Consider the following 20,198-nt stretch of genomic DNA (forward strand, 5'->3'; position numbering starts at 1 on the left):
GCCTGATGGCGCTGCGCTTATCAGGCCTACAAAACCGAGCCTATTCCGCTTACGGCTTCGCAACAAACCCAATCGCTTCGTACACTTTCTTCAGGGTTTCTGAAGCGTGCGCGCTCGCTTTTTCCGCACCTTCGCGCATGATCTGCTGCAGGAAAGCTTCGTCATTGCGATAACGATGGTAACGCTCCTGCAACTCGGTCAGCATGCCGGAAACCGCGTCCGCCACTTCGCCTTTCAAATGGCCATACATCTTGCCTTCGAAATGCTGCTCCAGCTCGGCGATGCTCTGGCCGGTCACGGCGGAGAGGATATCAAGCAGGTTAGAGACGCCCGCTTTGTTCGCCACATCGTAACGCACCACCGGCGGCTCGTCGGAGTCGGTTACGGCGCGTTTGATCTTCTTCACTACCGCTTTCGGATCTTCCAGCAGGCCAATCACGTTGTTGCGGTTATCGTCCGACTTGGACATCTTTTTCGTCGGCTCCAGCAGCGACATCACGCGCGCACCGGACTTCGGAATAAACGGCTCAGGCACTTTAAACACATCGCCATAGATGGCGTTAAAGCGCTGGGCGATATCGCGGCTCAGCTCCAGATGCTGCTTCTGGTCTTCGCCGACCGGCACCTGGTTAGTCTGGTAAAGCAGAATGTCTGCCGCCATCAGCACCGGGTAGTCAAACAGGCCGGCGTTGATGTTTTCTGAATAGCGTGCGGATTTATCTTTGAACTGCGTCATACGGCTCAGCTCGCCGAAGTAGGTGTAGCAGTTCAGCGCCCAACCCAGCTGGGCATGCTCAGGAACGTGGGACTGCACAAAGATCGTGCTTTTCTGCGGATCAATACCGCACGCCAGGTAGAGCGCCAGCGTATCCAGCGTCGCCTTGCGCAGCTTCTCCGGATCCTGACGCGCGGTAATGGCATGCAGGTCAACGATGCAGTAGATACAGTGATAGTCGTCCTGCATGTTCACCCACTGACGCAGCGCACCCATATAGTTGCCAATGGTCAATTCACCTGAGGGCTGTGCGCCACTAAAAACGATGGGCTTAGTCATTTTTCATTTCCTGATGTTCACTGAGCGGGAGCCCGAGCGCGGGCAGTAAATCGTTAAAGCGGTCGAAGACGTAGTCCGGCTCGCTTAGGGTAATCGCTTCACCATAGTTATAGCCGTAGGTCAGGCCAACGGAGACGCTGCCGGCCGCCTGCGCGGCGCGGATATCGTTGCGTGAATCGCCAACGAAGAGCAACTCATGGGGTTGAATCGCCAGCTTGTCGCACACCAGCAGCAGCGGCTCCGGGTGCGGTTTCTTATTCACTACATCATCGCCACCGACGACAAAAGTGAAGTAGTGGGCGATCTCCAGCGCGTCCAGCAGCGGCGCGACAAACGGCGTCGGCTTGTTGGTCACCAGCGCCAGCGGCAGCCCTTTTTCGTGCAGCGCCGCGAGAGTCTGCGCCACGTCCGGGAACAGGAAGCTGCCCTCCTCCACGGTCTCTTCGTAGTAGCGGTTGAAGAGCTTGCGCAGCATGGCGATCTGCTCGGCCTGCGGCACATCGCCGGTATCAATATCGGGCTTGCCCTGCGAGGCGCGCTGAATGGCACGCTCCTGGCGGGCCCAGTTGAAGGCGCGCTCCATCAATACATCGGCACCGTTACCAATCCAGGTAATCACGCGCGCTTCGCCAGCCTGCGGCAGCTCAAGGGCATACAGCGCGCTGTCTACGGCGGCGGTAAGCCCCGGCGCGCTGTCCACTAATGTGCCGTCGAGATCGAACGCGACACCCCGAATCGACTGCAATTTATCCATGACTTACCTTCGCCAGTTCGCTACGCATTTCATCAATAACCTGTTTGTAATCCGGCTGATTGAAGATCGCCGAGCCCGCCACGAACATATCCGCGCCGGCTGCCGCGATCTCGCCGATATTGCTCGCTTTCACGCCGCCATCCACTTCGAGACGGATATCAAGGCCGGAGGCGTCAATGCGACGACGCACTTCACGCAGCTTGTCGAGCGTATGGGGAATGAAGGATTGACCGCCAAAACCGGGGTTCACGGACATCAGTAGGATCACATCCAGCTTATCCATAACGTGATCCAGATAGCTCAGCGGCGTCGCCGGGTTAAACACCAGCCCCGCTTTGCAGCCGTGCTCTTTGATCAGCTGCAGCGTGCGGTCGATATGTTCAGAAGCTTCAGGATGAAAGGTGATAATGCTTGCCCCGGCTTCGGCGAAGTCCGGTACCAGACGGTCGACCGGCTTCACCATCAGGTGCACATCGATAGGCGCGGTGATGCCGTAGTTGCGCAGCGCTTTCAGCACCATCGGGCCGATGGTCAGGTTCGGTACGTAGTGGTTGTCCATCACGTCAAAGTGAACAACGTCGCCGCCCGCGGCCAGTACGCTGGCGGTGTCTTCGCCCAGGCGAGCAAAATCAGCCGACAGAATCGAAGGGGCAATTAAATACTGTTTCATCCGCATCTCCTTGAGAAAGTAGGTTTCGGCAGGCGGCGGCGCGGTGAACGCAGGGTTAGCGAGGCGCGGGAGCCGGGCGATAGAGCGCCAGCAGCTCATCCACTTTTTTACGCGTCCCACCATTACTGCTGATACTGCGTCGCACTTTCACCACATGCAATTTCGCCTGACTGTACCATTCACGCGTCAACAGCGTGTCATGGTTGGAAATCAATACCGGGATTCGGTTCTGCACCAGACTCTCCGCAATCGCGGCAAGATGAGCCTGCTGCTCAAGGGTAAAGCTATTGGTATGGTACGCCGTGAAGTTGGCTGTCGCAGAGAGCGGCGCATAGGGCGGATCGCAATAGACCACCGAGTTCGCATCCGCGCGCGCCATACTCTCGGCGTAAGATTCGCAGTAAAAGAAGGCATTCTGCGCTTTTTCTGCAAAGTGGTACAACTCCGCTTCCGGGAAGTAGGGCTTTTTATAGCGCCCGAACGGCACATTAAACTCCCCGCGCAGGTTGTAACGACACAGACCATTGTAGCCATGCCGGTTGAGGTATAAAAACAGCAGCGCGCGCCGGAACGGCTCCTGGCACTGGTTAAACTCCTGACGCAGCTGGTAATAGACTTCGGACTGGTTCACCGCAGGCACAAACAGCGCGCGCGCGTGATGAACATACTCATCAGGGCGCTCTTTAACGATGTTATAGAGGCTGATTAAGTCGCTGTTGATATCTGCAAGGATATAGCGGGAGTAGGAGGTGTTGAGAAACACCGAGCCCGCGCCAACGAAAGGCTCGATGAGGCACTCTCCCTTGGGCAAGTGCCTACCGATATCGTCGAGCAGGGGGTATTTTCCCCCTGCCCATTTTAGAAAAGCGCGATTCTTTTTCATGCTGACTGATTACTTACACTCTCTCCGGCTGTGGAGAAAGCTCCGACAGCATCCTGCGCTTTACACATTACTTAAGATCGGCCTGAACCTGATGCAGCGGCTTCGCCCACGGGTTTTTCGCCTGCACATCCGCTGGCAGCGCGGAAACGGCGCGTTTAGCATCATCCTTCGAGGCATAGACGCCGCTCACCAACACATACCACGGCTGACCGTTACGCGTTGTCTGGTAGACCACGAAGTTTTTCAGGTTCTCTTTCTTCGCCCACGCATTGAGGTTGTTGTAGTTCGATGAACTGCTCAGCTGCAGGGTGTAGTGGTTACCCGGAGCCGACTTCAGCGCACCGACATTGCCGGTAGAAGCCGTGCCGCTGGCAGCAGGTGCGCTGCTTGCGCTCGCCGCCGGAGCCGTGGTTTTCGGCTGAGCCGGTGTGGATGCGGCCGTTGACGTTGACGGTGCTGCTGTCGACGTTGCAGCAGGCGCTTTCACTGGCGCAGAAGCGGTGCTTTCCGTGCGTTTCGGCGGTTGAGCAACCGGGCGGGATTCCGCTTTCGGCTCGCTTTTCGCTACCGGCGTTTTGGCGGCTGGCTTCGGCTCAATCACCATCTGCTTGCGTTCGTTACGCGGCGCTGTAGTGCGGCTTTCACCGGACGTTGGCTGCTGCTGATTACGCGCGGCGTTGGCATTATTGCTGCCATTACCGTTATGAATCGGTGCAACCGTTGCCGGTTCGGTCGGCAGCGTCGAGCTGGCCGCGCTATCAAGCTGCGTCTGGCTCTGCGGCTGCGACAGTGCGTTGTTGAGATCGCCCTGCACTTCAACGCGGTTTTGTCCTTCCGGCGTAGCCGACGGCTGGCCTTGCGACGGCGTCGAGGAGATCGGCGGCAGCGTCACATCCTGCTGAGCCGGCGCGGTGCCTGCGTTCTGTGCCTGAGACGGCGACGCGCCCGGTGCGGGCTGTGCGCCATTTGCCTGATCGGCAGCGTTGCCGCTGTTACCAGCAGTGTTATCCGTCGCGCCGAGATCGATATTTTTCTCGCCCGACGTGTTTTGTTCGTTGTTAGCAGGCGCGGGGGATTTCAGCGCAGAGCCAATGCCGATAATCAGCAGCAGTAACACAAGGATACCGACGCCCATCATCAGATACTGGCGGGAGGCTGGCTTCGCAGCGGCAGCGGCTTTCTTACGCTTACGCGGGCGACGCTCCTGCGGCTCCTCGTCCAGAGCGGCTTCATCTTCTTGATAGCTCTCTTCTTCGCGCTCATCACGCACCCGGCGCGAACGCGCAGGACGGCGATCGTCGGCATCAACATCAACCTCATCAAAGTTGATCTGCGGCTCATCGACACGCTCGGAAGATTGACGAGAACGACCAGTACGACGATCGCTGGGATCGGGTTTCAGCTCGTCTTCTGGTTTGAATTCATCCATTTAACACCCCACACAAAGGCGTATGCCACTGATGCATATCGCCCGAAGTTAAACGCCACGCAGCGCGTGAACAGACCTTTCTTATCGTTACGCCTGCTGGCAATCAGCAATAGCGCTAAGTACTACGTCGTGCGACACTCCGCCGCGAACTTCACTCTTCCCTATGGCCAGCGGAAGCACTAAACGCATCTCTCCCGCTAACACTTTTTTATCGCGCATCATGTGCGGCAGGTAAGCCTGCGCCGCCATTTCACGCGGCCCCTCAACGGGTAAACCGGCGCGTTTTAACAACGCTTTGATGCGCTGCGTATCTGCTGCGCTAAACTGCCCGAGGCGTTCTGACGCGTGTGCCGCCATCACCATCCCGGCAGCAACGGCTTCGCCGTGTAGCCAGTTACCGTAGCCCATCTCCGCCTCAATCGCATGGCCGAAGGTATGACCAAGATTGAGTAAAGCACGTAAGCCGTGTTCGCGCTCATCGGCGGCAACGACCTCCGCTTTCAGTTCGCAGCAGCGGCGAATACAGTAAGCCAGCGCCGCGCCATCAAGGCGCAGCAGAGCGTCCATATTCTCTTCCAGCCAGCTAAAGAACGCGCCGTCGAGAATAATGCCGTATTTGATCACTTCCGCAAGACCGGAGGAGAGTTCACGGGCAGGAAGGGTTGCCAGGCAGTCGAGATCGACCACAACCGACGCGGGCTGATAGAACGCGCCAATCATGTTTTTGCCAAGGGGGTGGTTTACCGCCGTTTTACCGCCAACGGAGGAGTCAACCTGAGAAAGGAGCGTGGTCGGCACCTGGATAAAGCGCACGCCGCGCTGATAGCTGGCCGCAGCAAAACCGGTCAAATCGCCGATTACGCCGCCGCCGAGCGCGACCAGTGTGGTATCGCGCCCATGTGGTTTTTGCAACAGTGCGGTGAACACCGTGTCCATCACCGCCAGGCTTTTGTACTGCTCGCCGTCAGGCAGGATCACGCTATCGACATTAACGCCGGCCTGTTCCAGCACGCTACGCACCTTATCAAGGTAGAGCGGTGCCAGGGTTTCGTTGGTGACCAGCATAACCTGATCACCAGACTTCAGGGGCGCGAAGGAAGCTGGGTCGTTAAACAAACCAGCCGCGATGGTGATAGGGTAACTACGTTCCCCGAGAGTAACGGTGATCCTCTCCATGACGCGACATCCACCTTAGTTGCTTAAACCTACAGGCCGTCTATTAAGCCTGATTTAGTTGCTTTCCAGCATATGAATAATCTGGTTCGCCACCACTTTCGCGCTCTGATCGTCAGTACGGATGGTCACGTCGGCAATCTCTTCGTAGAGCGGATTGCGTTCATCGGCCAGCGCTTCTAACACTTCACGCGGCGGCGCGTCCACCTGCAGCAGGGGACGTTTTTTATCACGTTGAGTACGTGCCAGTTGCTTCTCGATAGTGGTTTCCAGATACACCACTACACCGCGGGCGGAGAGACGATTACGGGTTTCGCGGGATTTCACAGAGCCGCCGCCGGTCGCCAGAACGATGCCCTGCTTCTCCGTCAGCTCATTGATGATCTTTTCCTCGCGATCGCGGAAACCTTCTTCACCTTCAACATCGAAGACCCAGCCCACATCAGCTCCGGTTCGTTTCTCAATCTCTTGATCAGAATCGTAAAATTCCATATTGAGTTGTTGAGCTAACTGACGCCCAATAGTGCTTTTGCCGGCACCCATAGGCCCAACCAGAAAGATATTGCGTTTCTCTGCCATTTTTTCGGTACTACTAAGACTATTCGTTGATGATAAACCCGCTTCGCAAACGTGCGGCGTAGCAGGACATGAACTGAAACCTCATATGCGATAGTGCGAGAGTCAGATCGAAAATTATCTCAGTACTCCGGCTTGTTTGGCAACTGAATAAACACGTTATCCCTCTTACCGCCCTTTATTATTCGGAGACCGCTGACACTCAAATCGGTACTCCTTGTAAGCTAAATCATCTCCCACGTCAAACACCTGGGCCAAGTTACGGCGAAAAAGGGGCGTTACGGCAGATTTAATGTACCGCTGCCAGCCTGGGGGTAATAAAGACCACCAGTTCGCGGCGATCCCCCTCTTTTGCTTCCTGACGAAACAGACGACCGAAGCCGGGAATAGCCCCAAGGCCTGGAACCTGGGTTCTGCCGTTACGCCTCTTTTGCGAGAAGATGCCACCCAATGCCAGCGTTTCACCGCTTTTCACCTCCACCACAGTTTCAATCTCCTGCTTATCAATCGCCAGCGCTTCGCCTCCGGCCTGCTGTAATACCTGGCCGGGCATATTCTGGCTGATGCGCAGCTTCAGGCGCACCCGTCCGTCCGCCAGCACGGTTGGGGTCACTTCCATGCCCAGCACCGCCTCTTTAAACTCAACCGCCGTATTGCCGCTCTCTCCATTCGCCACCTGGTAAGGGATTTCACTCCCCTGCTTAATGCTTGCGGGCTGCAGATGGGAAGCCAGCAGGCGTGGGCTTGCGATAATCTCGAGTTGCTGCTTCTGTTCAAGCGCGGAAAGCTCCAGCTCAAGAAGACGCGCATTAATACTGCCGATGTTAAAGCCGATGCGCGTTGTGGCGCTGGCAACGCTGTGATCTGCCGCCAGAGTGCTCACCTGCCCGCGCGTGGCGGCAGGCTCTTGCCCGAGCCCCCACTTTACGCCAAGCTCACGCAGGCTTTTTTCATTAATAGTGACGATCCAGGCCGCCAGTTCGACCTGCTCAACCGGCAGATCCATCTGCGCGATCCACTTTTCCAGCGCGGCGAGGCTCTCTTTATTATCCCGCACCAGTAAGCGGTTAAGGCGCGTATCAACGGTGATGGTCCCCTGGGCACTGATCAGCTTCTCTGCGGCTTTTGCCAGCTCGGCGGCATTCGCATAGTGCAGCACAATGCCGCGCGTCAGCGTTGGCGCGTTCTTTTTACGCCGCGCCTGTGCCGCCTCCCGCTCAGCCAGCTTCTGCTGCTGCCACGAGGCGGTATGCACCTGCCAGATAGCGCCCTGCTGACTCAGAATTAACCCTGCGCTGGCCGCGACGGTCTGCATCGCCTGTAGCCAGGGCACTTCCGTCAGGTTAAGGGAGACGACACCGCTCACCTCCGGCGGGATAACGATATTCTGTTTTTCCAGCGTCGCCAGCGCCTGTAGCACCTGCGCGACGGGCACCTCGTCAACGCTCATCGTCACCAGAGGCGTAGCTCTGACAAAGGCCAGCGGCAGACTAAAGAGCATGACGCTCGCTATCCATTTTCTCATCCTGAGTTCCTTTTCGTTTCCAGCGCCATGTTGAGGGGGCGCACGCCTTCCCTGTTGCTATCTCTGTTTCATCTGTGTTGATGGCGGTAACGCGCCAGCCGGGTGAAAGCGTGTCGCCCACGCCTACCCGGTGCCAGCGTCCTGCCGCATCGCGGATGATGGCCAGCCGCTGCGCGCTTTCAATAACGCCGTGCAGTTGCCAGGCGCGGAGCTGTGCAAGCTGGCAGCGATCCGGTGGAGGCTGAAAAGGATCGCGCATACCGCACAGCACTGTAACGATCCCGAAGGTGAAAAGCAGGCGTTTAACCCTCATCGTCATGCTCCAGTTGCAGCGTAAAACGTAGCCCGCTTTCGCTGGCGGAGAGAGAAAATGCCGGGATCTGCATACCGCGCTCCGCCAGCAGTGAAAAGGTCTCCACGGCTTGCGACCAGCGGCTTTCCAGCACCAGTTCACCGCCGCCCTGCATCGGCTGCCAGCGCAAGAGCTGCCGCGCCTGGCCGTGAAAGTCGAGCGGGCTAAAGCGGCGCACCTCCGTAACAGCGCTTTGCGCTTCCGGCAGCACCAGCGCGCGAAGCTTTCGCCACTCTGCCTGTAACTCCGGCTGGAGGGCGCTCTGCTGGCGGAGCGTAAAGCGTTGCGCATGATTCAGCGGGCGGATGGCGAACCAGCCGATAAGCAGAACACTGCTAAACATCGCGGCCAGCCAGCAGATCGCCCGCATGCGGGGCGAAAGCGCGAGCCAGACTTCAGGGTTTAGCGACATCGACCTGCTCCCGGCTCAGCTGGTAGGTAAATTGCCACAGCCCCTGACCATCACGCGAGGCGCTCCCCATCGGCTGAAGGTGAAACCCCGCCAGCTTTTGCAATCGCGGCTCAAACTCGCCCAGGGCGTTGACGGCGCGTGCCAGGCCGTGGATTTCAAGCTGGTTCTGCCGCCAGCGCAGCTGCGTCAGCCAGGCGTTTTCCGGCAGCGCAGCCGCGAGCGTGAGTAGCGTTTGCCGCCAGGCGGCTGTTATCTGCCGCCGATGCGCTTTCTCCTGCGCCAGCTGCCACTGCTGTCGCCGCAGGCGAAGCGGCTCTTCTTGTGCATGTAATGCAGCCAGCAATAACCGATCCGCCGCCAGCCAGAGTGAACCGCTACGCCCGGCCTGAGCGCGCTGCGCATGCCACAGCGCACCGCCCAACGGCAGGCTCACTACGCTTACCACCGCGATTGCCGCCCAGAAGCGCAAACAGCGCCGCCGCTGCAGCTGTCGCCACGGCATAAAATTGACCGCAGGGCGCATCAGTACCCCCTGGCGATCGCCAGCCCCAACGCAACGGCATAGCGCTGGCTTGCATCCGGTAGCGGCGGCTGGCGCGACGGTACCGCGCTCCAGCAGTCAAACTCCCCCACACCTTCGCCGCACTGGATAATTTCATCCGGGGGAAGCGCGAGCAGAGCGCCAAGTTGCGCGACATTTTCCGCCTCTTCGCGCGCTCGCCGCCCCCAGCTCTCTTTTGTCGCCCACAACCACTGGCGTTCATCGCACCAGGCGAGACAGCGCGCCGGTGCCGCTAACGAGGGCAGCAGCGGCTGAAGAGCGCAGGCATCGGGTGTGATAGAGGAGAGGTGGAGTGAAAGCTGCTGCGCGATCTCCAGCAGCGCGGCGATATCCCGGTTCTGCGCGGCGGTCACGCCGTAGCTTCTGGCGGGCTCATCCTCGGTGAAGTCGAAGCAGAGATCGCTTTGCGCCATCTCCAGCTCGCGCGCCATCGCTTGTGAAACCCAGCCGGTCAGTGCAGGTTCACGCAGCGTCACCGCCGGGCGCGGCAACCTTCGCTGTAGGGTTTGCCCGGCAGGAAAGGCGATACGCGCGCAGTGGCGCTGCGGCAAAGCATGGCGCCAGGGACGCAGCGCATCAAGCAGCTGCTCCGGTGCTTTAATCCGCCCCTGAACCACCGCGCCGCTGGGCAGCGGAAGGTGCCACCAGCGGCGCAGCACCCGCCCATAACGCCCGGCGGAAAGCGCCACGATAAAGACTCCATCCTGTTGAATATGCACACCAATTTGCCAATGCCTGAATGTCATAAATTACGATCTCCTTATCGTCTCGCTGGCGGACGCTATATCAATGCTCAAGGCTTGCCTTTATACTACCGCGCGGTTGTTTATAAACTGCCCAAGTGACTCTAAATGGGAAATCTCCAGTGAAGTTCGTAAAGTATTTATTCATCCTTGCAGTCTTTTGCATTCTGTTGGGAGCAGGCTCGATTTACGGTCTGTACAAATATATTGAGCCGCAGCTACCAGACGTCGCCACACTGAAGGATGTCCGGCTGCAGATTCCAATGCAGGTCTATAGCGCCGACGGCGAGCTGATCGCGCAGTACGGTGAAAAGCGCCGTATCCCGTTGACGCTGGATCACATTCCGCCGGTAATGGTGAAAGCCTTTATCGCCACGGAAGACAGCCGCTTTTATGAGCATCACGGCGTTGACCCGGTAGGGATCTTCCGTGCGGCCAGCGTGGCGCTCTTCTCCGGCCACGCCTCGCAGGGCGCAAGTACCATTACGCAGCAGCTGGCGCGTAACTTCTTCTTAAGCCCGGAACGCACAATGATGCGTAAAATCAAAGAGGTGTTCCTGGCGATCCGTATTGAGCAACTGCTGAGCAAAGACGAAATTCTCGAGCTCTACCTCAATAAAATTTATCTCGGTTACCGCGCTTACGGCGTGGGTGCGGCGGCGCAGGTCTACTTTGGTAAAAGCGTCGACCAGCTCACCTTAAGCGAGATCGCGGTGATTGCCGGGCTGCCAAAAGCACCCTCTACCTTTAACCCGCTCTACTCTCTCGAACGTGCTACCGCGCGACGTAACGTAGTGCTGGCGCGTATGCAGAGCGAAGGGTATATCAGCGAGCAGCAGGCTGATGAAGCCCGTAGCGAAGCTATCGACGCCAATTACCATGCGCCGGAAATCGCTTTCTCTGCCCCTTATCTCTCCGAGATGGTGCGCCAGGAGATGGTGAGCCGCTACGGTGATAAAGCCTACGAAGATGGTTATCGCGTTTACACCACTGTGACGCGCAAAGTGCAGCAGGCCGCGCAGGATGCGGTGCGCAATAACGTGATGGATTACGACATGCGTCACGGCTATCGCGGGCCGTCTAACGTGCTGTGGAAAGTGGGCGAAGCGGCGTGGGAGAGTAAAAAGATCACTGACTCTCTGAAAGCGCTGCCGACTTATGGGCCGCTGTCGCCTGCCGTTGTCACCAGCGCCGATCCGCAGGAAGCGACCGCGATACTGGCGGACGGTTCGACGGTCTCACTGAAGATGGAAGGTGTGCGCTGGGCGCGCCCTTACCGCTCGGATACGCAGCAGGGCCCGACGCCGCGCAAAGTGACCGATGCCGTGCAGGTAGGTCAGCAGATTTGGGTTCGCCAGGTTGGCGACAGCTGGTGGCTGGGACAGGTGCCGGACGTCAATTCGGCGCTGGTGTCGATTAACCCGCATAACGGCGCGGTAATGGCGCTGGTAGGGGGTTTCGACTTCAACCAGAGCAAGTTCAACCGCGCCACACAAGCGCTGCGCCAGGTGGGCTCGAATATCAAACCGTTCCTGTATACCGCCGCGATGGATAAAGGCCTGACGCTGGCGAGCATCCTTAACGATGCGCCGATTTCGCGCTGGGATGCGGGCGCGGGCTCCGACTGGCGACCGAAGAACTCGCCGGATGAGTATGCCGGGCCGATCCGTCTGCGCCAGGGTCTGGGGCAGTCGAAGAACGTAGTAATGGTGCGCGCGATGCGTGCGATGGGCGTCGATTACGCGGCAGAATATCTGCAGCGTTTCGGTTTCCCGGCGCAGAACATTGTGCATACCGAATCTTTAGCGCTCGGCTCTGCCTCTTTTACTCCGCTGCAGGTCGCACGCGGGTATGCGGTGATGGCCAACGGCGGCTTCCTGGTTGACCCTTATTTCATCAGCAAAATCGAGAATGTTCAGGGCGATAAGCTGTTTGAAGCGCGTCCGAAGGTCGCCTGCGCCAATTGCGATATTCCGGTGATTTACGGCGAAACGCCGAAGTCGAACGTGCTGGAAAACAAAGATATGGAGAACGTCGCGACCTCGCAGGAGCAGCAAAACCCTGCCGTCCCGATGCCGCAGCTGGAGCAGGCAAACCAGGCGCTGGTTGAACGCACCGGCGCGGAGGAGTACGCACCGCACGTCATCAGTACGCCGCTCTCCTTCCTGATTAAAAGCGCGCTGAACAGTAACGTCTTCGGCGAGCCGGGCTGGCAAGGTACCGGCTGGCGCGCGGGTCGCGATCTCAAGCGCAATGATATCGGCGGCAAAACCGGTACCACCAACAGCTCGAAAGATGCCTGGTTCTCAGGCTACGGTCCGGGCGTGGTGACATCGGTGTGGATTGGCTTTGACGATCATCGCCGCAACCTTGGCCGCACCAGTGCTTCCGGCGCGATTAAGGATCAGATCTCCGGTTATGAAGGCGGCGCGAAGAGTGCGCAGCCAGCGTGGGATGCTTATATGAAAGCGGTGCTGGAAGGTGTTCCGGAAGATCCGCTTACGCCGCCACCGGGCGTGGTGACGGTCAATATTGACCGCAGCACCGGGCAGTTAGCCAACGGTGGTAGCAGCCGTCAGGAGTACTTTATCGAAGGAACGCAGCCGACTCAGCAGGCGGTTCATGAAGCGGGCACTACGCTTATCGATAATGGCGAGACGCACGAGCTATTTTAGCGCAGCCACTGCACAGAGGTATAAAAAAGGGCGCTTTCGCGCCCTTTTCTTTTTTTATTGCTTGCTGCGGTTAAAGCCGCCCCTGCCCTTTGAGCCACTCACGCACTAAAAAGAGCGCGCTGACATTGCGGGCTTCGTGGAAATCGGGGTCTTCAAGCAGATCCATTAAATGCTTTAACGGCCAGCGCACCTGCGGCAGCGGCTCAGGCTCATCGCCCGGCAGGGATTCCGGATAGAGATTTTCCGCCACCAGAATATTCATTTTGCTGGAGAAGTAGGAGGGCGCCATGCTCAGTTTTTTCAGAAAAGTGAGCTCGTTCGCACCAAATCCAACCTCTTCCTTTAGCTCCCGGTTAGCCGCTTCATATATACTTTCACCCTCATCGATCAGGCCTTTGGAGAAGCCCAGCTCGTAGGATTCGGTCCCAACCGCATATTCACGGATCAGAATCAGGTGATCGTCGATGATCGGCACAATCATTACCGCTTCACGATTAGAGGGGCGCATGCGTTCATAGACCCGACGCACACCGTTGCTAAATTCCAGATCCACGCTTTCGACGTTAAAAAGCCGTGATGAAGCCACGGTTTTGACGTTGAGAATGGTGGGTTTTTGCAATGATTTGCTCATTATTATCGGTCTTTGCAGAGAAACTTTCGTTATTGTGCGACACTACGCACGCCCTGGGCAATCTCCTTTGCCGCTTATTTACATTCTTGCAACCTATCTGAAATCAATTCGCATTTTCACTAAAAAGTCAATAGCTTGAAATAAAACTAAGAATTTGCTGATATTCCCGCCAGGGGGCTTTTGCTATTCTTCCCAACGATGGTATGCGCTTAAAAATACTCAAGTTAATTTCTTGCTTATCGCGGCCAACCACATTAGATATTTACGGGAAGGGTGCAACTGACTACACCTGTTTGAAAAAGTAAGATGGGGAAAGCATGAGCACCATTTTGATTTTTTTAGCTGCTATGCTGGCCTGCGCATTCCTCGCCGGATGGATTTACAGGTACAGGTCGCAACGTCGATACCGACTGCCTTATTTACCGGCATTCTCCGGCGCGACGGCTCGCAAATTGACTCCAGAAGAGCGCGACGCCGTCGAACGCTACCTGGAATCGCTTTCCCGTACCCAAAATACCCCAGGCCCGACCGGCGCGACTGCCGCTCCTGTCCCGATTAAACTTACCGCACACAGTAATACGGTGCTGTTTGTCGCCCATCCCATCACGCGCTACGGCATCACTACCGATGCGCCGAATAAATGGCGCTACTACCTGGACTCCGTTGAGGTCCATCTCCCGCCATCATGGGAGCAGTATATTAATGATGAGAATAATGTTGAGCTGATTCGCACCGACTCCATGCCGCTGGTGATTGCGCTTAATGGGCACACGCTTAGCGAATATATGTATGAAGAGCGCGGCAGCGAACTGCAGCATATTGGCTCAACCCATTCGGCTATCCGCGGTGAAGAGAGTGAACAGATTGAACTGCTCAATATTCGCCGCGAAAGCCCCTATGAACATACGCTGAACCGCCCGGACGGTATGCGCGAAGCGCTGCTGATCTGCGCCTCATTCCTGATGTTCTTCTTCTGCCTCGCGTCGCCGGAAGTCTTTGTTCCGTGGATGGCGGGCGGCGGCGTGCTGCTGCTGGCGGCTGGGCTGTGGGGGCTTTATGCCCCGCCGGCGAAAAACACGCTGCGCGAAATTCATTGCCTGCGCGGGACGCCAAAGCGCTGGGGGCTGTTCGGTGAAAATAATCAGGAGCAGATGAACAACATCTCGCTCGGTATTATCGATCTCATCTATCCAAAACACTGGCAGCCCTTTATTACCCGTGATTTAGGCCAGCAAACCGATATTGATATCTATCTCGATCGTCACGTCGTGCGCCAGGGGCGCTTTTTGTCACTGCATGACGAGGTAAAAAATTTCCCGCTTCAGCACTGGGTGCGCAGCGCGGTGATCGCGCTCGGCTCGCTGGTGGTGCTGGCGATGCTGCTGATCTGGGTACCGCTGGATATGCCGATCAAATTCACCGTGTCGTGGATTAAAGGCGCGCAAACTGTTGAAGCCAGCAGCGTCAATCAGCTTGAATCCGCCGGTCTGCGTATCGGCGATACGCTGCGCATCAGCGGCACCGGGATGTGTAACATTCACACGCAGAGCAACTGGGCCTCGCGCCAGACGTCGCCGTTCACGCCATTCGACTGCTCGCAGATTATCTGGAACAACGCCCCTCCCCTGCCGCTGCCGGAATCGGATATTGTGACCAAAGCCACCGCGCTGGCGCAGGCAGTCAGCCAGCAGCTGCATCCGACCACGGAAGAGGATTCCCGCGTCAGCCCGGTGTTGCGCTCCGCTATTCAAAAATCCGGCATGGTTCTGCTGGATGATTTCGCTGATATCGTGCTGAAAACTCAGGAACTTTGCTCTGCTGAAGATGAGTGCCTGCGCCTGAAAAATGCGCTGGTAAACCTCGGCAACAGCAAGGATTGGGAGACGCTGACCAAACGCGCCAGCGAGGGCAAGCTTACCGGGGTGAACGTGCTGCTGCGCCCGGTGAGCGCAGAGTCCCTCGACAACCTCGTCACCACTTCGACCGCGCCGTTTATTATGCGTGAAACCACGCGCGCGGCGCAGGCGCTGAACAGCCCGGCTCCGGGCGGCTTCTTAATTGTCAGCGAAGAGGGTAATGAACTGGTCGATCAGCCGTGGCCGCCGATGGCGCTCTATGATTATCCGGCACAGGAGCAGTGGGCCGAGTTCCAGCGCCTGGCGCAGATGCTGATGCAGACGCCGTTCCACGCTGAGGGGATCATCACAAGCCTGGTGACCGATGCCAACGGCACCAAACATATCAGCCTGCACCGCATGCCGGATGCCGCCGGTTTATGGCGCTATGCCGCCACCACCCTGCTGCTGGCAGCAATGCTCTTATCCAGCATCTACAATGGCGTGCTGGCGCTGCGCCGCTATCAGCGTAACCGCACCCGTATCGAAGAGATTCAGCAGTACTACGAGAGCTGCCTGAACCCCCGCCTGATCCCCAGCGAAGATAGCCTCGGCTGATAACGATCTGCTGCGCGAGCTGTGTTAACCTTTCGCGCAGATTTTTCTCAGGCTGGAGCCCTTCTCATGCACATTGATATTGCCTGGCAGGACGTCGATACCGTTCTGCTGGACATGGACGGCACGCTACTCGATCTCGCCTTCGATAACTATTTCTGGCAACAGCTGGTGCCGCAAACCTACGGTGAGAAAGCGGGTTTAACGCCGCAAGAGGCACAAAGCGCTATTAGCCAGGCCTATCACGACGTGCAGCATACGCTAAACTGGTACTGTCTGGACTACTGGAGCGAACGGCTTGGGCTGGATATTTGCGCCATGACTACCCAGCAAGGCGCGCGCGCCGTACTGCGTGAAGATACGGTTCCGTTTCTTGAAGCGTTGAAAGAAAGCGGCAAGCGCCGCATTTTGCTGACTAACGCGCACCCGCATAACCTGGCGGTTAAGCTTGAACACACGGGTCTGGCGGCGCACCTTGATTTATTACTTTCCACCCATACATTTGGTTATCCGAAAGAGGATCAGCGCTTGTGGCAGGCTGTCGCCAGTCATACCGGCCTTGATCCCGCGCGGACGCTGTTCATTGATGACAGCGAGCCGATTCTTGATGCCGCCGCGACATTTGGTATTCGCTACTGTCTCGGCGTTGCCAATCCAGACTCCGGGTTGGCGGATAAGCGCTATTTGCGCCATCCGGCCATGAACGACTACCGCCGCTTACTTCCCTCGCTTCTAAAGGAGATGTAATGAAACAGCAGCCTGCGCAAGAGGTCCGCCTGGATAAATGGCTCTGGGCAGCGCGTTTTTATAAAACCCGCGCCTTTGCCCGCGAGATGATCGATGGCGGAAAGGTGCACTACAACGGGCAACGCAGCAAGCCGAGTAAAGTCGTCGAGCTGAACGCCACCCTGACCCTGCGTCAGGGCAATGATGAGCGAACCGTGATCGTAAAAAGGATTACCGATCAGCGCCGTCCAGCAAGCGAAGCCGTTGAACTGTATGAAGAGACGGCAGAGAGCATTGAGAAACGCGAAAAAATGGCGCAGGCCCGCAAGCTCAATGCGCTGACCATGCCGCACCCCGATCGCCGCCCGGATAAGAAGGAGCGCCGCGATCTGATGAAATTTAAATCCGGTGGCAGCGAGTAACGCGCACCCGCAAGAGAGAAAAACATGGCCAATCAAGACCAATTACACCGCTACCTTTTTGAAAACCATGCCGTGCGCGGCGAGCTGGTAACCGTCTCCAATACCTGGAAAGAGGTGCTGGAAAACCACAACTATCCCCTGCCGGTGAAGAACCTGCTCGGCGAGTTGCTGGTTGCCACCAGCCTGCTGACCGCAACGCTGAAGTTTGCCGGTGATATTACCGTGCAGGTGCAGGGCGATGGCCCGATGAGCCTTGCGGTGATCAACGGCAACAACCGTCAGCAGATGCGCGGCGTCGCACGCGTACAGGGCGAGATTGCAGATGATGCAAGCCTGAAAACGCTGGTGGGTAACGGTTATCTGGTGATTACCATTACGCCGGAAGAGGGCGAGCGCTATCAGGGCGTGGTTGGCCTTGAAGGCGAAACGCTGGCCGAATGCCTGGAAGATTACTTCCAGCGCTCTGAACAGCTGCCGACGCGCTTGTTTATCCGCACCGGTGATGTCGAAGGCCAGCCAGCGGCAGGCGGTATGCTGCTGCAGGTGCTGCCAGCGCAGGATACCCAGGCGGAAGACTTTGAGCATCTGGCCGTGCTGACGGAAACCGTCAAAGCGGAAGAGCTCTTTACCCTGCCGGCAAACGAAGTGCTGTGGCGTCTCTATCATGAAGAAGAGGTCACCCTGTACGATCCGCAGGATGTTGAGTTCAAATGCACCTGCTCGCGCGAGCGTTGCGCAGGCGCGCTGAAAACCCTGCCGGATGAAGAAGTGGACAGCATCCTCGCCGAAGAGGGCGAAATCGATATGCACTGCGATTATTGCGGTAACCACTACCTCTTCAATGCGATGGATATTGCAGAGATCCGCAATAACGCCTCCCCGGCTGACCCCCAGGTTCATTGATAGCAGTTATTAATCGCCGCCTCCGGGCGGCGTTTTTGTCTCGCCGATCACGTTTCCGTTAAAATCCTGCCTGTAAGTGTTACGTAATTCTCTTTCATGAAAGCGATTACAGTCACAAAGCAAAGGTTAAAAATGCCGTCCCGCGCCGTTTTAAGAACATTTCCCCGATGAATGTAATAAATTTTGGCATAATCCGTGCCGTTAAGTGACCTCAATCACAGCGTTTTCGTCAGACTGGGCTTTGAGCCAGGTAAATCTATGAACCTCGTCCCGGTTGCGGCAAAGAATCACCCCTACACTTTCAGGCAGTACATTTTGGCTAAGGAGCAGTGACATGCGTGTTAAGAGTTTAACCCCGCAAGATCTCAAGGCTTATGGAATCAACGATGTTCAGGATGTCGTTTACAACCCCGATTACGAAACGCTGTATCAAGAGGAACTTCGTCCGGACCTGGAAGGGTATGAGCGCGGCGTATTGACTACCTCCGGCGCGGTTGCCGTCGATACCGGCATCTTTACCGGCCGCTCGCCGAAGGATAAGTACATTGTTCGCGATGACACCACGCGCGACACCGTCTGGTGGTCTGATAAAGGCAAAGGCAAGAACGACAACAAGCCGCTCTCGCCACAAGTGTGGCAGCATCTGAAAGGCCTCGTCACCGAACAGCTCTCCGGCAAGCGTCTCTTTATTGTCGATGCCTTCTGCGGCGCCAACCCGGACACCCGCCTCGCGGTACGCTTTATTACGGAAGTGGCCTGGCAGGCCCATTTCGTCAAAAACATGTTTATTCGCCCGAGCGACGAAGAGCTGGCAGAGTTCACGCCGGACTTTATCGTGATGAACGGTGCGAAGTGTACCAACCCGCAGTGGAAAGAGCAGGGCCTCAACTCAGAGAACTTTGTTGCCTTCAACCTGACCGAACGCATCCAGCTGATTGGCGGGACGTGGTACGGCGGTGAGATGAAGAAAGGGATGTTCTCAATCATGAACTACCTACTGCCGCTGCAAGGGATCGCCTCGATGCACTGCTCGGCAAACGTTGGCGAGAAAGGCGATGTTGCCGTCTTCTTTGGCCTCTCCGGCACCGGTAAAACTACCCTCTCCACCGATCCGAAGCGCCGTCTGATTGGCGATGATGAGCACGGCTGGGACGACGACGGCGTCTTCAACTTTGAAGGCGGCTGCTACGCGAAAACCATTCGTCTCTCTGAAGAGGCGGAGCCCGATATTTTCCATGCTATTCGCCGCGATGCGCTGCTGGAAAACGTCAGCGTGCGCGCCGATGGCAGCATCGACTTTGACGATGCGTCGAAAACCGAGAACACCCGCGTCTCCTACCCGATTTACCATATCCAGAATATTGTTAAACCGGTCTCGAAAGCAGGTCACGCCACTAAAGTGATCTTCCTGACGGCGGATGCGTTTGGTGTGCTGCCGCCGGTATCGCGCCTGACCGCCAGCCAGACGCAGTATCACTTCCTCTCCGGCTTTACCGCGAAGCTGGCCGGCACCGAGCGCGGTGTCACCGAGCCGACGCCGACCTTCTCCGCTTGCTTTGGCGCAGCCTTCCTGTCGCTGCACCCGACGCAATATGCGGAAGTGCTGGTAAAACGCATGCAGGCCTCCGGCGCGCAGGCCTACCTGGTGAATACCGGCTGGAACGGCACCGGCAAACGCATCTCCATTAAGGATACGCGTGCGATCATCGACGCCATTCTTAATGGTTCGCTGGACGATGCCGAAACCTTTACCCTGCCGATGTTTGACCTGGCGATCCCGACCTCGCTGCCGGGCGTTGAGAGCCGTATTCTCGATCCGCGCGGAACCTACGCGTCGCCGGAGCAGTGGCAGGAGAAAGCCACGCAGCTGGCGAAACTCTTTATTGAGAACTTCGAGAAGTATACCGATACCCCTGCGGGTGCCGCGCTGGTCAGCGCCGGGCCGAAACTGTAATCCGCTTACGCAAGAGAGACAAAACCCGCCGAAAGGCGGGTTTTTTTATAGCAATGAATCGGTTAGCGCAACATCCACCACTCGCGCGAACAGGCGGCTTTGCCTTCCGGACACGCTTTGCAGCTACCGGTCAGGCAACCACTCGCCTCCTCTTCAACACGCACCGCGCGCCCCATGGCTTCCAGCCGTGCCAGCATGGCGTCAATCAACGCTTTGGGCGTGTGCAGGGCGAGGCTGAGCTGGCTTGCCTCCATCCGCCCCTGCAACGCCAGCAAATCGCGTACCTCAATAAGCGATGCCATTA

Annotated in this window: 20 protein-coding genes; 6 read left to right on the forward strand and 14 right to left on the reverse strand. The window is 57.4% G+C overall.

Annotated features, from left to right (window positions below):
- Positions 1-49 precede the first annotated feature (49 nt).
- The 12 genes from trpS to ABIC80_RS16575 form a co-directional block, all read right to left on the reverse strand.
- Positions 50-1,054, reverse strand: coding sequence for a tryptophan--tRNA ligase (gene trpS / locus ABIC80_RS16520; protein WP_429177851.1), 1,005 nt, complete (start codon positions 1,052-1,054; stop codon positions 50-52).
- Positions 1,047-1,808, reverse strand: a complete 762-nt coding sequence (gene gph / locus ABIC80_RS16525) for a phosphoglycolate phosphatase (RefSeq protein ID WP_076769397.1) — start codon at positions 1,806-1,808, stop codon at positions 1,047-1,049. The genes trpS and gph overlap by 8 nt, the downstream gene beginning before the upstream one ends.
- The gene (rpe, locus tag ABIC80_RS16530) at positions 1,801-2,478 is read right to left on the reverse strand and encodes a ribulose-phosphate 3-epimerase (RefSeq protein ID WP_023482084.1); all 678 of its coding nucleotides are present in this window, start codon (positions 2,476-2,478) and stop codon (positions 1,801-1,803) included. Before rpe ends, gph begins: the two co-directional genes overlap by 8 nt.
- Positions 2,479-2,533: 55 nt before the next feature.
- Positions 2,534-3,361 (reverse strand): adenine-specific DNA-methyltransferase, encoded by an 828-nt coding sequence (gene dam / locus ABIC80_RS16535; RefSeq protein ID WP_023482009.1) that lies wholly within the window; start codon positions 3,359-3,361, stop codon positions 2,534-2,536.
- A gap of 67 nt (positions 3,362-3,428) precedes the next feature.
- Positions 3,429-4,790 (reverse strand): cell division protein DamX, encoded by a 1,362-nt coding sequence (gene damX / locus ABIC80_RS16540; RefSeq protein WP_305207343.1) that lies wholly within the window; start codon positions 4,788-4,790, stop codon positions 3,429-3,431.
- Between the two features lie 87 nt (positions 4,791-4,877).
- A complete protein-coding gene (gene aroB, locus ABIC80_RS16545; protein ID WP_094422364.1) occupies positions 4,878-5,966 on the reverse strand; it encodes a 3-dehydroquinate synthase in 1,089 nt (362 codons plus the stop codon).
- Between the two features lie 54 nt (positions 5,967-6,020).
- The gene (aroK, locus tag ABIC80_RS16550) at positions 6,021-6,542 is read right to left on the reverse strand and encodes a shikimate kinase AroK (RefSeq protein ID WP_002920267.1); all 522 of its coding nucleotides are present in this window, start codon (positions 6,540-6,542) and stop codon (positions 6,021-6,023) included.
- Positions 6,543-6,828: 286 nt separating this feature from the next.
- Entirely contained in the window at positions 6,829-8,064 is a 1,236-nt protein-coding gene (hofQ, locus tag ABIC80_RS16555) for a DNA uptake porin HofQ (protein WP_429177853.1), read from the reverse strand.
- Positions 8,030-8,377, reverse strand: coding sequence for a HofP DNA utilization family protein (locus ABIC80_RS16560; RefSeq protein WP_429177855.1), 348 nt, complete (start codon positions 8,375-8,377; stop codon positions 8,030-8,032). Before ABIC80_RS16560 ends, hofQ begins: the two co-directional genes overlap by 35 nt.
- On the reverse strand, positions 8,367-8,828 hold the full coding sequence (locus ABIC80_RS16565) for a hypothetical protein (protein ID WP_429177856.1): 462 nt from the start codon (positions 8,826-8,828) through the stop codon (positions 8,367-8,369). Before ABIC80_RS16565 ends, ABIC80_RS16560 begins: the two co-directional genes overlap by 11 nt.
- On the reverse strand, positions 8,812-9,351 hold the full coding sequence (locus ABIC80_RS16570; protein ID WP_429177858.1) for a PilN domain-containing protein: 540 nt from the start codon (positions 9,349-9,351) through the stop codon (positions 8,812-8,814). Before ABIC80_RS16570 ends, ABIC80_RS16565 begins: the two co-directional genes overlap by 17 nt.
- Complete coding sequence (locus ABIC80_RS16575; protein ID WP_429177860.1) at positions 9,351-10,136, reverse strand: DNA utilization protein HofM; 786 nt, start codon at positions 10,134-10,136, stop codon at positions 9,351-9,353. Before ABIC80_RS16575 ends, ABIC80_RS16570 begins: the two co-directional genes overlap by 1 nt.
- 119 nt (positions 10,137-10,255) lie before the next feature.
- Here ABIC80_RS16575 and mrcA point away from each other — a divergent pair, with 119 nt between their 5' ends.
- Positions 10,256-12,808 (forward strand): peptidoglycan glycosyltransferase/peptidoglycan DD-transpeptidase MrcA, encoded by a 2,553-nt coding sequence (mrcA, locus tag ABIC80_RS16580; RefSeq protein ID WP_305207337.1) that lies wholly within the window; start codon positions 10,256-10,258, stop codon positions 12,806-12,808.
- Positions 12,809-12,878: 70 nt separating this feature from the next.
- Here mrcA and nudE read toward each other — a convergent pair whose 3' ends face one another.
- On the reverse strand, positions 12,879-13,439 hold the full coding sequence (gene nudE / locus ABIC80_RS16585) for an ADP compounds hydrolase NudE (protein WP_042717419.1): 561 nt from the start codon (positions 13,437-13,439) through the stop codon (positions 12,879-12,881).
- 317 nt (positions 13,440-13,756) lie between these two features.
- Between nudE and ABIC80_RS16590 the strand changes: the two genes are divergently transcribed.
- The 5 genes from ABIC80_RS16590 to pckA all read left to right on the forward strand — a co-directional run bounded on the left by ABIC80_RS16590 (position 13,757) and on the right by pckA (position 19,894).
- Entirely contained in the window at positions 13,757-15,892 is a 2,136-nt protein-coding gene (locus tag ABIC80_RS16590; RefSeq protein WP_042717418.1) for an intracellular growth attenuator family protein, read from the forward strand.
- Positions 15,893-15,958: 66 nt separating this feature from the next.
- On the forward strand, positions 15,959-16,636 hold the full coding sequence (gene yrfG / locus ABIC80_RS16595) for a GMP/IMP nucleotidase (protein ID WP_200135373.1): 678 nt from the start codon (positions 15,959-15,961) through the stop codon (positions 16,634-16,636).
- Entirely contained in the window at positions 16,636-17,037 is a 402-nt protein-coding gene (gene hslR / locus ABIC80_RS16600; protein WP_042717416.1) for a ribosome-associated heat shock protein Hsp15, read from the forward strand. The genes yrfG and hslR overlap by 1 nt, the downstream gene beginning before the upstream one ends.
- Positions 17,038-17,061: 24 nt before the next feature.
- Positions 17,062-17,940 carry an Hsp33 family molecular chaperone HslO gene (hslO, locus tag ABIC80_RS16605; RefSeq protein ID WP_429177861.1) on the forward strand — a complete coding sequence of 293 codons (879 nt, stop codon included), beginning with the start codon at positions 17,062-17,064 and terminating at the stop codon, positions 17,938-17,940.
- Positions 17,941-18,274: 334 nt separating this feature from the next.
- Positions 18,275-19,894, forward strand: a complete 1,620-nt coding sequence (gene pckA / locus ABIC80_RS16610) for a phosphoenolpyruvate carboxykinase (ATP) (protein ID WP_094422381.1) — start codon at positions 18,275-18,277, stop codon at positions 19,892-19,894.
- A 62-nt stretch (positions 19,895-19,956) separates the two neighbouring features.
- Here pckA and feoC read toward each other — a convergent pair whose 3' ends face one another.
- The gene (gene feoC, locus ABIC80_RS16615; protein WP_042717405.1) at positions 19,957-20,196 is read right to left on the reverse strand and encodes a [Fe-S]-dependent transcriptional repressor FeoC; all 240 of its coding nucleotides are present in this window, start codon (positions 20,194-20,196) and stop codon (positions 19,957-19,959) included.
- Positions 20,197-20,198: the final 2 nt, after the last annotated feature.

This window comes from Kosakonia sp. 1610, from assembly GCF_050435845.1.
GTDB lineage: Bacteria > Pseudomonadota > Gammaproteobacteria > Enterobacterales > Enterobacteriaceae > Kosakonia > Kosakonia cowanii.